Origin of the sequence: Mesorhizobium sp. M4B.F.Ca.ET.017.02.2.1, assembly GCF_003998955.1 — a bacterium.
Taxonomy (GTDB): Bacteria; Pseudomonadota; Alphaproteobacteria; order Rhizobiales; family Rhizobiaceae; genus Mesorhizobium; species Mesorhizobium abyssinicae.
The window spans coordinates 1-10,742 of the sequence record NZ_RZOF01000222.1 but is presented as its reverse complement, the minus strand read 5'-3'; the positions used below and the strand labels follow the sequence as shown (position 1 = coordinate 10,742).

The following is a 10,742-nucleotide window of genomic DNA, read 5'->3' as shown; positions in this document are numbered from 1 at the left end:
TTCGGAACCCTCGGCCGGTGTTTCGACGCCGGCTTCGGCAGACGCCGGCGTCGAAACACCGGCCGAGGGTTCCGAACCTGGCCCGGATGCCGCTGTGGCGTCAGATGCCCCGGTTGAGGTTTCGGCCGAACCCGTCACCGAGATGGTTGCCGAGCCGGTCTCGGAAGAGGCCCCTGACGAGGCCCCGCTCGCCGCGGAAGCCGTCGCCGAGCAGCCTGCGGATACTGCTCCGGCAGAGCCGCAGGCAGAAGCCGAAGTTGACGCCGTCGCCGCAGAGCCGGTGGCCGCGGAGTCACCCGCGGCGGAAGCGGTGTCCGCCGAGCTTGCCGCGACGCCGGAAGCCACCACCAGCGAGGCGGCCGCCGAGGCCGAGGAGCCGAAACCCATCCTTCTATGGCGGCAGGGCCGCTTCGACCAGCGCCCGCGCCATCGCCACGACAACCGCAGGGACAATCGCCCGCGCAACGGCCAGGCCGCGCGCGAGGGCCAGGCTGACGCCGCCGGCGGGCAGCCTGGCGGAGCCCAGGAAGGACGCCGCGATCAGCGCGACGGCAAGCCTCGCTTCGACCGCTCCAAGTTCAAGCCGAGACCGCAAGGCGAGGCTGGCGAGCGCCGCGAGGGCAGGCCGCAAGGCGAACGTCCGGATCGCCGCGACGGCAGGCCCGACTGGAAAGGCGGCCGGCAGGACGGCAAGGGCGGCGGGCAAGCCGGCAAGCCTGCCTTCCAGGCCAAGCCGCGCGAGGAGCGGCCGGCGCGCTTCGATCCGGACTCGCCCTTTGCCAAGCTCGCCGCCTTGCGCGACCAGCTGAAGAAGTAGCCTGCGGTTACGATGGTCACCGATGCCCGCCAGCGCATCGACAAATGGCTGTTCTTCTCGCGCGCTGTAAAATCGCGCTCGCTGGCGGCTAAGCTCGTGGTCGCTGGCCGCGTGCGCATCAACAGCGACAAAGCAGCGCAGGCCTCCGACATTGTCCGCCCCGGCGACGTCCTGACCCTCACTCTGGACCGACGCATTCTGGTCTGGAAGGTGCTCGGCGCCGGCGCCAGGCGCGGCCCCGCCGAGGAGGCCCGCCTGCTCTATGAGGATATGTCGCCACAGCCCACGCCGAAGGGCGAGGCGGTTCCGGACGCCATTCCGGCGCTGCGCGAAGCCGGCAGCGGTCGCCCGACCAAGAAAGAGCGGCGGGAAACCGACCGGCTGCTCGGCGAGGATTGAGAGAGGATTGAGACAAGACCGGCCTTGTCCGGCGGGCCGTCTGGAAAATCCTTTCCGGGCACGCCGGCAGCGCTGGGGACGGCCGCCCTTGCCAGCGGCCGGCAAAGGCGTTACCTCACCAAAAAGCCCAGCAAAAACGGGACGTCCCGGAGCCTGCGATGACCTATGTCGTGACCGACAATTGCATAAAATGCAAATACATGGACTGCATTGAGGTCTGTCCGGTCGACTGTTTCTACGAAGGCGAGAACATGCTCGTCATCCACCCCGACGAGTGTATCGACTGCGGCGTCTGCGAACCGGAATGCCCGGCCGACGCGATCAAGCCCGACACCGAGCCGGGGCTCGAGAAGTGGCTGCAGGTCAACACCGAATATGCCGAGAAGTGGCCGAACATCACCGCCAAGAAAGAGCCGCCGGCCGACGCCAAGACCTTCGATGGCGAGGCTGGCAAATTCGAGAAATATTTCTCGGCCGAGCCCGGCGAAGGCGACTAGCGCATGACCCCGAAAATCGCTTTCGATTTTCGGAAAGGATCATGCGCAAATCAAAAGCGACACGGCCGGTTCGGCCGGCATGACGCTGCGTAACAGGTGCGAAACAGGAACTGTCTTGACAGGCAGGGATGGCGCACGGCCTTCGCGAATGCAGCAAAACCTTGATTCTTCCGACTTTTTGTGCTACATCAGCCAAACATGCCGGTGACACAACGTCGATTTATGGCGCAGACGCCCCAAATCACTGAAAGGTGAACTTCACAATCCGGACCAGAGCGATCTGGGGCAGGCGGTCGCAATTGTGCGGTTGGCTGGCCCCGGTTTTTCCGGATGGGTTCATCTGTTGTGCGGCTAACGGTCGGTGACCCCGATCGCGCGAGTTTCAGCCGGCGCCGCCATGCCGGCGCTACAACAAGGAGTTCAGGGCGTAATGGCAACGATCACCCCGCAGAAGAAGTCCAGCGCAGCACGTCACGGTTTCAAGACCGGCGAATTCATCGTCTACCCGGCGCACGGCGTTGGCCAGATCGTCTCGATCGACGAGCAGGAAGTCGCCGGCCACAAGCTGGAACTGTTCGTCATCGACTTCCAGAAGGACAAGATGCGTCTCAAGGTGCCGGTCGCCAAGGCGACCTCCATCGGCATGCGCAAGCTGTCGGAAGAGGACTATGTCGACCGCGCGCTGAAGGTCGTGCAGGGTCGCGCCCGCATCAAGCGCACCATGTGGTCGCGCCGCGCCCAGGAGTATGATGCCAAGATCAACTCGGGCGACCTGATCTCGATCTCGGAAGTCGTGCGCGACCTCTACCGCGCCGACAACCAGCCGGAGCAGTCCTATTCCGAGCGCCAGCTTTACGAGGCCGCGCTCGACCGCATGGCCCGCGAGATCGCCGCCGTCAACCGCATGTCGGAGACCGAGGCGGTTCGCCTCATCGAGGTCAACCTCAACAAGGGCCCGAAGCGTGGCGCCAAGGCCGACAACGAGGAAGCCGAGCAGGAAGAAGCTGCCTGAGCTTTTCGCTCAAGAAAACGAAAAACCCGGCCTCGCGCCGGGTTTTTTGTTGCTGGGACTTTACCCTCCCCCTTGTGGGGAGGGTCGCTGCGAAGCAGCGGGGCGGGGGTGCGGCACCGACCCCCACCCGGACCTTCGGTCGACCTCCCCACAAGGGGGAGGTAGGGGCTCAGCTACCCTTCTGAGCCTCCTCCTGCCGCAGCGAGGCGATGAAGCGTTTCGTCCGCTCGCGCTCCGGCCTGTCGAACACGACCGAGGCCGGGCCTTTCTCGACGACGACGCCGGCATCGAGGAACACCACCTCCTGCGCGATCTTGGAGGCGAGCCTCAGATCGTGCGTGGCCATCACCATGGTCGTGCCCTCCCGGGCGAGCTGCCCGAGCACCTCGACCACTTCCTGCGCCAGCTCCGGGTCGAGCGCCGAGGTCGGCTCGTCGCAGAGCAGCACCTTCGGCGACGGCGCCAGCGCGCGGGCGATCGCCACGCGCTGCTGCTGTCCGCCCGACAGCGTCGCCGGCCAGGCATCGGCCTTGTGCGCCATGCCGACCTTCTCCAGCAGCGCCAGCGCGTGCTCGCGCGCCCTCGCCTCCGGCCATCTCAGCACCGTCACCAGCCCCTCCATGACGTTCTCGATCGCGGTGCGATGCGGGAACAGCTGGAAGTTCTGGAACACCATGCCGGTCTGCAGTCGAATGCGCTGGATGTCCCTAGCGTGCACCTTGATGCCCGGGCGGAATTCCAGCGTCTCCTCGCCGATCCGCACCGTGCCGGAGGTCGGAATCTCCAGCAGGTTGATGCAGCGCAGGAGCGTGCTTTTGCCGCCGCCGGACGGGCCGACCAGCGCGGTCACGCTGCCTTCCTCGATGCTGACGGTGACCCCCTTCAGCACGAGGTTGTCGCCGAACCGCTTCTCGATCTTGTCGAGGCCGATCATGCGTTCGCCTCCAGGAAGCCGCCGTAGCGGTTGAGACGCACCTCCAGCCGCGCCTGCAGCGCCGACAGCACGGAGCTCATCACCAGATAGAGCGCCGCCGCCTCGATATAGAGGATCAGCGGCTCGTAGGTGGTGGCGACGATGCGCTGCGCCGCCTGGAACATCTCCGGCACGGTGATGGCTGCGGCCAGCGATGTATCCTTGACCAGCGAGATGAAGGTGTTGGACAGCGGCGGCACGGCGACGCGGCCTGCTTGCGGCAGGATCGTGCGCCGCATCGCCCGGCTCCAGGTCATGCCGATCGAATAGGACGCCTCCCACTGCCCTTTCGGCACCGAGCCGATGACGGCGCGGATGATCTCCGACGTATAGGCGCCGATGTTGAGCGTGAAGCCGATCAGCGCCGCGGGAAAGGCGTCGAGAAGGATGCCGACCGAGGGCAGGCCGTAGAAGATCAGGAAGAGCTGCACCAGGAGCGGCGTTCCACGGAAGATCCAGACATAGAAGCGGGCCACGGCCGCCAGGGGCTTGGGGCCGAACAGCCTGAGCAGCGCCGTGGCCAGCCCGGCGACGAGCCCGAAGGCGAACGACAAAAGCGTCAGCGGCACGGTGAAGATCAGCGCCGCCCACAACAGCGTCGGCAGCGATTCCAGCATCAATTGCAGCCAGTGCGGCACGGGGCCCTCTCCTTGAGGTGCAGCCTGGATAACCGTCCGTCACCTCCGGCGTCGCGGCGGGTGGCTCCGGCGAGGGGCTGCGCGGTGCATATCACGCGAAAACCGGCGGGCCGTCAAAGACGGCCCGCCGGGATCGAAGTGCAAGACGGCCTGGCTTACTGCGAAACGTCCTGGCCGAAATAGGTGTCGGCGATCTTCTTGTAGGTGCCGTCCGCCTTGATGTCGGCCAGCGCCTTGTTGATCGCGGCGACCAGTTCCGGATCGCCCTTGCGCACGATGACGCCGGAATAGTCGGCATTCTCTTCCTGCGCGGCGATCTTCACATTGGCGTCGGGCTTGTGCTTCTTGAAATCGAGGAAGGAGAGGCTGTCGTTGATGGTGGCGTCGGCGCGGCCGGTGAGCAGAAGCTGGATCGACTGGTCGAAGCCGTCGGTGCCGACCAGTTCGGCGCCGTTGGTCTCGGCCAGCTTGCCGAAATTGGAGGTCAGCGACTGCGCCGACTTCTTGCCCTTGAGATCGGCGAAGGTCTTGATGTCGGTGTTGTCGCCGCGCACGATCAGCACCGCCTTGGAGGCGATGTAGGGATCGGAGAAGTCGTACTTGGCCTTGCGCGCGTCGGTGATGCCGACCTCGTTGATGACGGCGTCGTAGCGGTTGGCGTCGAGGCCCGCGATCAGCCCGTCCCATTTGCCTTCGAGGAACTCGACCTTGACGCCGAGCTTGTCGGCGATCGCCTTGGCGATCTCGACGTCGAAGCCGACCAGCGCGCCGGACGTGTCATGATAGGTGAAGGGCGCGTAGGTGCCTTCCGTGCCGACCTTGAGGACGCCGGCCTGCTTGATCTGGTCGAGATTGGCGCCGGCATGGCCGGCGGTGACCGCCAGGGCCTGCAGCGTCCCGGCGATGATGAGCGACTTAAGCCATTTCATTTTTCTGTGATCCCGTTTTTGGCCGGTGCCCCGGCGCGTCTGTGAGAGCCGGAAACTGACAGATAGGGCTGAGCAAAATAAGGAACCAGATTTCAAAAATCTGGCATTCCAGGAATGACATGCTCAAGCGTATGCGAGAACCGATCCGCAAGCAGGCTCCCTGCTGTTTAGAGTCGTCCGAGACAACGCAAAGCCGCCCGGCCGTCGCTGCGGAACATTCCCCGGCATGGCACGTTCTTGGCTTTGTAGGGCGCGGCGCCGCCATTTCAACCGCCGCTGACGCCAGGGATGGTATCCGGACACCGGAATGTCCGCGATATCGGAAAATGGAGCGCGGCATGATCGACGACACGGCAGGACGGACCATGGTCCGCGCGGCGATGAAGGCTCCTTATCTCGAGCGCGAGGAGGAGCATCTTCTGGCGTTGCGCTGGAAGGAGGACAACGACCAGCACGCGCTGCACCGCATCACGGTCGCCCATATGCGCCTGGTCATCTCCATGGCCTCGCGGTTCCGCCACTACGGCCTGCCGCTCGGCGACCTGATCCAGGAGGGCCATGTCGGCCTGCTGGAAGCAGCCGCCCGTTTCGAGCCGGAACGCGAAGTGCGCTTCTCGACCTATGCCACCTGGTGGATTCGCGCCTCGATGCAGGACTACATCCTGCGCAACTGGTCGATCGTGCGCGGCGGCACCAGCTCGGCGCAGAAGGCGCTGTTCTTCAATCTCAGGCGTTTGCGCGCCCGGCTGGCGAACGGCGCCGAGCCGATTTCCAACGCCTCGCTCTATCGCGAGGTGTCGGCGGCACTCGGCGTGCCGGAAGCCGACGTGGCGATGATGGATTCGCGCCTGTCGGCTCCGGACAGCTCGCTCAATGCGCCGCTTGGCGATGATTCCGGTCCGGCCGAGCGCATGGATTTCCTGATTTCGGACGATCCGCTGCCCGACGAGGTCGTCGGCGACACGATCGACATCGAACGCCGCTCGCTGTGGCTGAAGGCGGCGCTCGGCGCACTCAACGCGCGCGAGCTGAGGATCATCGAGGAGCGCCGGCTGACCGACGAGGGCGCGACGCTGGAAGCGCTCGGCGAGGCGCTCGGCATCTCCAAGGAGCGCGTCCGTCAGATCGAGGCCCGCGCCATGGAAAAGCTGAAAGTCGCGCTGGTCGAGCAGAATCCTGAATTCCTGGCGACCGCCGCCTGACTTCTGTCTGCCCCAGCCTATCTGTCGGTGACGATCTTGACCTTGTCGCCGGTCGAGACGGCGGCGCCCGGCGATAGCGCGTTGAGCACCCTGAACAGGTCGAGCTTGCGGTCGACGCCGACCATCTGCGCGGCGAGCGAGCCCATGGTCTGCCCGGCCTGGACTGTGACGACGCGGATATGCAGCGGCTTCAGCGCCGCCTTCTCGGCAGCGCTCAGGATGCGGAACGAGCCGCTGACCGAGCGCGCCACCGGCTCCAGCGCGGTGCTGGCCGAAGGTGCCGCCGTCAGCAGCCGGTAGACCTGGCCGCCGGCGCGGATCACAGCGATGTCGAACTGCCAGCCGTCGGCGCCGGCATGCGCCACGGCCGCCTCGTTGCCATTGATGGTTTCCTGGCGAACGCTTGACTCGTCGAGGCCGGCCACCCAGCCGCTGCGGATATAGTCGGTCAGCGCCCGCGACTTGTCGATCGAGACGCCATCGAAGCGGATCGCCATGTCGCCGGGGCCGGTTGCCGTCACCGCCGCCGCCGAATTGTCGATGACGAAGCCGTCGGGCACCGTGAACGACACGCCGAGGCCCGGATGCAGGAAGGTCTGGCCGCGCACATAGCCCTCTTCCGGCGTATCGCCGTAGAGCAGCCCGTCAATGCCGGCGAGGAAGGCGTCGCGGTCGCGCGTGCCGATGCCCGGCGGGCCGAAGTTGCGGGCAAGCCGCTGGGCAAGCTCGATGCGCTGCGGCGTGTTCGGATGCGTGGCCAGGAAGTCGAGGCTGGCATCGGTGGCGCCGCTGATCGAGCGGAAATCGGTATAGGCCGACATCGACTGCAGGAAGCGGCCGGCGGCATAGGGATCATAACCCGCCTCGCCGATCGACTTGATGCCGATGGCGTCGGCCTGCAGTTCCTGGTTGCGCGAGAACTGGGCGAGCCTCAGCTTGCCGCGGATGAGCGCCGCCTTGGCCGTCGGACTGTCGCCCAGCACGTCCGACACCACCTTGGTCGCCAAGCCTTCCTCGGCTTCGAGCTGCTGGCGCTGCAGGCCGTGATTGGCGGTGACATGGCCCATCTCGTGCGCGATGACGGCGGCGAGCTCGGACGAATCATTGGCCAGCGCCAGCAGGCCGCGGGTGACATAGAGGTAGCCGCCGGGCAGCGCGAAGGCATTGACGTTGGGCGAATTGAGGATGGTGATGCGATAGGTCTGGGTCGGATTGGCCGACACCACCGTCAGGCTGCCGACGACCTTGGCCACCATGCGCTCGAGCTTGGGATCGGAATATTCGCCGCCATAGGTGGCAAGGATGCGCGGGTGCTGCGCCTTCGCCATTTCGGCGAGCTTCGAGTTGGCTACGACATTGTCGACGGTGATCGGCTTGTCGGACGGCTGGAAACCGGATTCCTGCACATCCGGCGGCGTGAACATCTGGCAGCTGGCCAGCGCCACGGCAAGGCCGGCCAACGCGAGGAGGCGCGCCAGCGGTTTCGTCAGCACTCTATGCTTGCCGGTCGGCAGATCGGCTTCCTTTCCAAATCTTTGCGGGCAAATCACGGCCTGTGCCGGACCAGTATGGGCGGACCTAGCCATACTCCTCCAGTCAAGGCAAGCAAACGCTGCATCACCCAAACCCGGTTTGAGCGTAAATTATGTCCGCTTCCGGGCAACACGCCATGATCCGGCGGCGATGCATGCCGCCCGAAAATGCACTGTGGTTTTGAGGCAACGGCCTGCACCGAACAGAACCCGAGCGCCTCATCCGCGGTCGTCGAGGCGCGACCCTTTGGCCGCGTCCATGCCGACATAGCGCCGGAAGGCGTCCGGTCCAGAGCCGTCGAAGAAATCGGCCGCCGTCCCCGTCGCGGCGACCGTGTGGTTGTCGAGGAACACCATGTCCTGGCCGATGCGGCGCGCATCCTCGGGCTGGTGCGTGACGAACAGCACCGTCATCTGCCGTTCGGCATGGACGCTGGCGAGCAGATCGAGCATGTCGTCGCGCAGCGCCGGTCCGAGCGAAGCGAAGGGCTCGTCGAGCAAGAGCACCGGGCGGTCGCGCACCAGCACGCGGGCCAGCGCAACCCGCTGCCGCTCGCCGCCGGAAAGCTCGCGCGGCAGCCGCCTCTCCTTGCCGGCAAGGCCGACACGCGCCAGCGCCTCGGCAATCGCCGCATGGTCGGCCTCGCCGAGGCTAAGCGATGGCGAGCGGCCAAGCCCGACATTGCGCTCCACCGAAAGATGCGCGAACAGATTGTTCTCCTGGAAAACCATCGAGACCGGCCGTGCCGAAGGCGGCGCGGCGCTGACATCGCTGCCGTCGATCAGCACGCGCCCCGAACGCGGCGCCTCGAAACCGGCCACAAGGTTGAGCAGCGTCGACTTTCCCGAACCGCTCGGCCCCATGATGGCGGTGATCTTCGCGTCGGCGAACCCGACGTCGAAACGGAACGGCGCTTCGCCATAGTCGAATGACACGTCCTCCAGCCGAACCGTCGCCCCTTTCGCCTTGCTTTCGTTCGCCGGCATCATGATCTCTCCCCGCGCCCGAGCCGGTCGGCGGCAAGCACCAGCGCCAGGCAGACGAGGCCGAGCAAAAGCGCGAGGCCGGCGGCGTCGGCGGTGCGATAGCTGCCCATGCGCGCCAAGAGAAGATAGGGCAAGGTCTGCACGGAATCGCTGCCGAACAGCGCGATGACGCCGAGATCGCCGAGCGACAGCGCCATGGCGAAGGCGAAGCCGGTGGCGAGCGGCCGCCTGAGCGACGGCCAGTCGATCAGGCTGAGCCGGTTCCAGCCGAATATGCCGAGCAGCAGGCAGAGCCGCTCGTGGCGCTCGCTTGCCGCGTCATAGGCAGGGCGGATCGCGCGGATGGCGAAGGGCATCGCCATCACCGCGTTGACGGCGACGACCATCAGCGGGGCAATGGCAAAGACGTCGCTGACTGTGCGCAAGAGCAGGAACCAGCCGGCGCCGACGACGATGGGCGGCACGACGAGGACGAAGCCGGCGCCGGTATCCGCTGCATGTTCCAGCAATGTATTGCGGCCGGAACGGCGTTTCAGGGCCAGCGCCCGGCGCGCCGCGATCAGCGCCAGCGACATCGTCACCGCGAGCGACGCCGACAGGAAGGCCAGCACCACGCTGGTCAGCGTCGCCTGCCGCACCGCGCCCTCGCCGGCCAGCCGGCCGAGGTCGGCGCCGAGGCCTGCCGCGACCGTCGCCGCTATCGGGCCGGCCACGAACAGCAGGGCGAGCACGATCAGGGCCGCGTTCAGCAAGGTTTCCGCCGGGCTCGCCGAAAGGTAGCGGCGCGCCGCCACCGGCAGGTTGGCGTCGCCGGCCGTGTTGGCGCCGAGCCGCGTCAGCGCCAGCACCACGGCGAAGGTCAGCGCGATCTGCAGCAGCGTCAGCGTCACCGCCCGCGCCGGATCGAAATCGAAGCGCAGCGCCTGGTAGATGGCGACCTCCAGCGTCGTGGCGGCCGGCCCGCCGCCGAGCGTCAGCACGATGGTGAAGGAGGTGATGCACAGCATGAACACCAGCCCGGCGACGCCGGGCAGCGCCGCCCGCAGCGCCGGCCACTCGATCAGCCGGAAGGCGGGCCGGACGCCCATGCCGAGCTGGCTTGCCAACCGCCAGTGATTGGCCGGCACAGTGCCCAGCGCCTCGAGGAACAGGCGCGTGGCCAGGGGCAGGTTGAAGAAGACATGGGCGACGAGGATGCCGGACAGTCCGTAGATGCCCGGCCAATCCCGGCCGCCGAGCAGGCCGGCGAAATAGCCGGCGCTGCCATAGAGTGCCAGAATGCCGAGCGCCGCAACGATCGCCGGCAGCGCCAGCGGCAGGGCGAAGAGCTGCAGGATCAGGCCGCGCCCGCGAAATCGCGGATGCCGGGAAAGCGCGCGTGCGACGAACAACGCCGGCACGACGGAAAGCAGCGTCGACAACAGCGCCTGCCACAGCGTGAAGCGCACGACGCGCAGCAGATAGGGATCGAAGGCCGAGGCGGCGCCGGAGAAATCATGCGCGCCTTCGAGGACAAGGCCGGCAAAGGCCCCGCCGATCAGCAAGGCGATGGCGCCTAGCGCGGCGATGCCGGCGGTAATGCGGGGGTCAGAGCGAGGCGCGAGCCGCACGCTGCACCTTGGCGGAACTTAGCGAAAGCCGCGTTCCTTCGCGCCCCCCTCTGGCCTGCCGGCCATCTCCCCCGCGGAGGCTCCTTTCCTCTCCCTCCGGAGGGGGGAGAGGTGGCGCCGCGAAGCGGCGACGGAGTGGGGGAACC

At 66.7% G+C, this 10,742-nt stretch carries 10 protein-coding genes and 1 pseudogene; 5 read left to right on the top strand and 6 right to left on the bottom strand.

What is annotated here, in order from left to right; all coding sequences use genetic code 11:
* The 4 genes and pseudogenes from EN738_RS22910 to EN738_RS22895 form a co-directional block, all read left to right on the top strand.
* Positions 1 to 817 (top strand): annotated as a pseudogene (locus EN738_RS22910) (helicase); the annotation flags it as partial.
* A gap of 12 nt (positions 818 to 829) precedes the next feature.
* Positions 830 to 1,216, top strand: coding sequence for an RNA-binding S4 domain-containing protein (locus EN738_RS22905; protein WP_127285710.1), 387 nt, complete (start codon positions 830 to 832; stop codon positions 1,214 to 1,216).
* A gap of 158 nt (positions 1,217 to 1,374) precedes the next feature.
* Positions 1,375 to 1,713: a ferredoxin FdxA gene (gene fdxA, locus EN738_RS22900; protein WP_006202440.1), complete on the top strand. Its 339-nt coding sequence runs from the start codon at positions 1,375 to 1,377 to the stop codon at positions 1,711 to 1,713.
* A 430-nt stretch (positions 1,714 to 2,143) separates the two neighbouring features.
* Positions 2,144 to 2,725, top strand: coding sequence for a CarD family transcriptional regulator (locus EN738_RS22895; protein WP_127285709.1), 582 nt, complete (start codon positions 2,144 to 2,146; stop codon positions 2,723 to 2,725).
* Between the two features lie 169 nt (positions 2,726 to 2,894).
* Here the strand turns inward: EN738_RS22895 and EN738_RS22890 are convergent, their stop codons facing one another.
* The 3 genes from EN738_RS22890 to EN738_RS22880 form a co-directional block, all read right to left on the bottom strand.
* Positions 2,895 to 3,659: an amino acid ABC transporter ATP-binding protein gene (locus EN738_RS22890; protein ID WP_127285708.1), complete on the bottom strand. Its 765-nt coding sequence runs from the start codon at positions 3,657 to 3,659 to the stop codon at positions 2,895 to 2,897.
* Complete coding sequence (locus EN738_RS22885) at positions 3,656 to 4,336, bottom strand: ABC transporter permease subunit (protein WP_127285707.1); 681 nt, start codon at positions 4,334 to 4,336, stop codon at positions 3,656 to 3,658. Before EN738_RS22885 ends, EN738_RS22890 begins: the two co-directional genes overlap by 4 nt.
* Before the next feature lie 155 nt (positions 4,337 to 4,491).
* A complete protein-coding gene (locus EN738_RS22880; RefSeq protein WP_127285706.1) occupies positions 4,492 to 5,265 on the bottom strand; it encodes an amino acid ABC transporter substrate-binding protein in 774 nt (257 codons plus the stop codon).
* A gap of 338 nt (positions 5,266 to 5,603) precedes the next feature.
* Between EN738_RS22880 and EN738_RS22875 the strand changes: the two genes are divergently transcribed.
* Complete coding sequence (locus tag EN738_RS22875) at positions 5,604 to 6,467, top strand: RNA polymerase factor sigma-32 (RefSeq protein WP_127285705.1); 864 nt, start codon at positions 5,604 to 5,606, stop codon at positions 6,465 to 6,467.
* Positions 6,468 to 6,484: 17 nt separating this feature from the next.
* On the opposite strand, the gene EN738_RS22870 is transcribed toward EN738_RS22875, so the two are convergent.
* From EN738_RS22870 to thiP, 3 genes are all read right to left on the bottom strand, one after another.
* Positions 6,485 to 7,960, bottom strand: a complete 1,476-nt coding sequence (locus EN738_RS22870) for a M48 family metalloprotease (RefSeq protein ID WP_245494626.1) — start codon at positions 7,958 to 7,960, stop codon at positions 6,485 to 6,487.
* Positions 7,961 to 8,218: 258 nt separating this feature from the next.
* Positions 8,219 to 8,986, bottom strand: coding sequence for a thiamine ABC transporter ATP-binding protein (thiQ, locus tag EN738_RS22865; protein WP_189524293.1), 768 nt, complete (start codon positions 8,984 to 8,986; stop codon positions 8,219 to 8,221).
* The gene (gene thiP / locus EN738_RS22860) at positions 8,986 to 10,596 is read right to left on the bottom strand and encodes a thiamine/thiamine pyrophosphate ABC transporter permease (protein WP_127285703.1); all 1,611 of its coding nucleotides are present in this window, start codon (positions 10,594 to 10,596) and stop codon (positions 8,986 to 8,988) included. The genes thiQ and thiP overlap by 1 nt, the downstream gene beginning before the upstream one ends.
* Positions 10,597 to 10,742 lie beyond the last annotated feature (146 nt).

What these genes read in the sequence shown, in the direction of transcription:
- EN738_RS22880 (WP_127285706.1), bottom strand. Translation starts at nt 5,265, where the DNA reads ATGAAATGGCTTAAGTCGCTCATCATCGCCGGGACGCTGCAGGCCCTG.
- EN738_RS22875 (WP_127285705.1), top strand. Translation starts at nt 5,604, where the DNA reads ATGATCGACGACACGGCAGGACGGACCATGGTCCGCGCGGCGATGAAG.
- EN738_RS22895 (WP_127285709.1), top strand. Translation starts at nt 2,144, where the DNA reads ATGGCAACGATCACCCCGCAGAAGAAGTCCAGCGCAGCACGTCACGGT.
- EN738_RS22905 (WP_127285710.1), top strand. Translation starts at nt 830, where the DNA reads ATGGTCACCGATGCCCGCCAGCGCATCGACAAATGGCTGTTCTTCTCG.
- fdxA (WP_006202440.1), top strand. Translation starts at nt 1,375, where the DNA reads ATGACCTATGTCGTGACCGACAATTGCATAAAATGCAAATACATGGAC.
- EN738_RS22890 (WP_127285708.1), bottom strand. Translation starts at nt 3,659, where the DNA reads ATGATCGGCCTCGACAAGATCGAGAAGCGGTTCGGCGACAACCTCGTG.
- thiQ (WP_189524293.1), bottom strand. Translation starts at nt 8,986, where the DNA reads ATGCCGGCGAACGAAAGCAAGGCGAAAGGGGCGACGGTTCGGCTGGAG.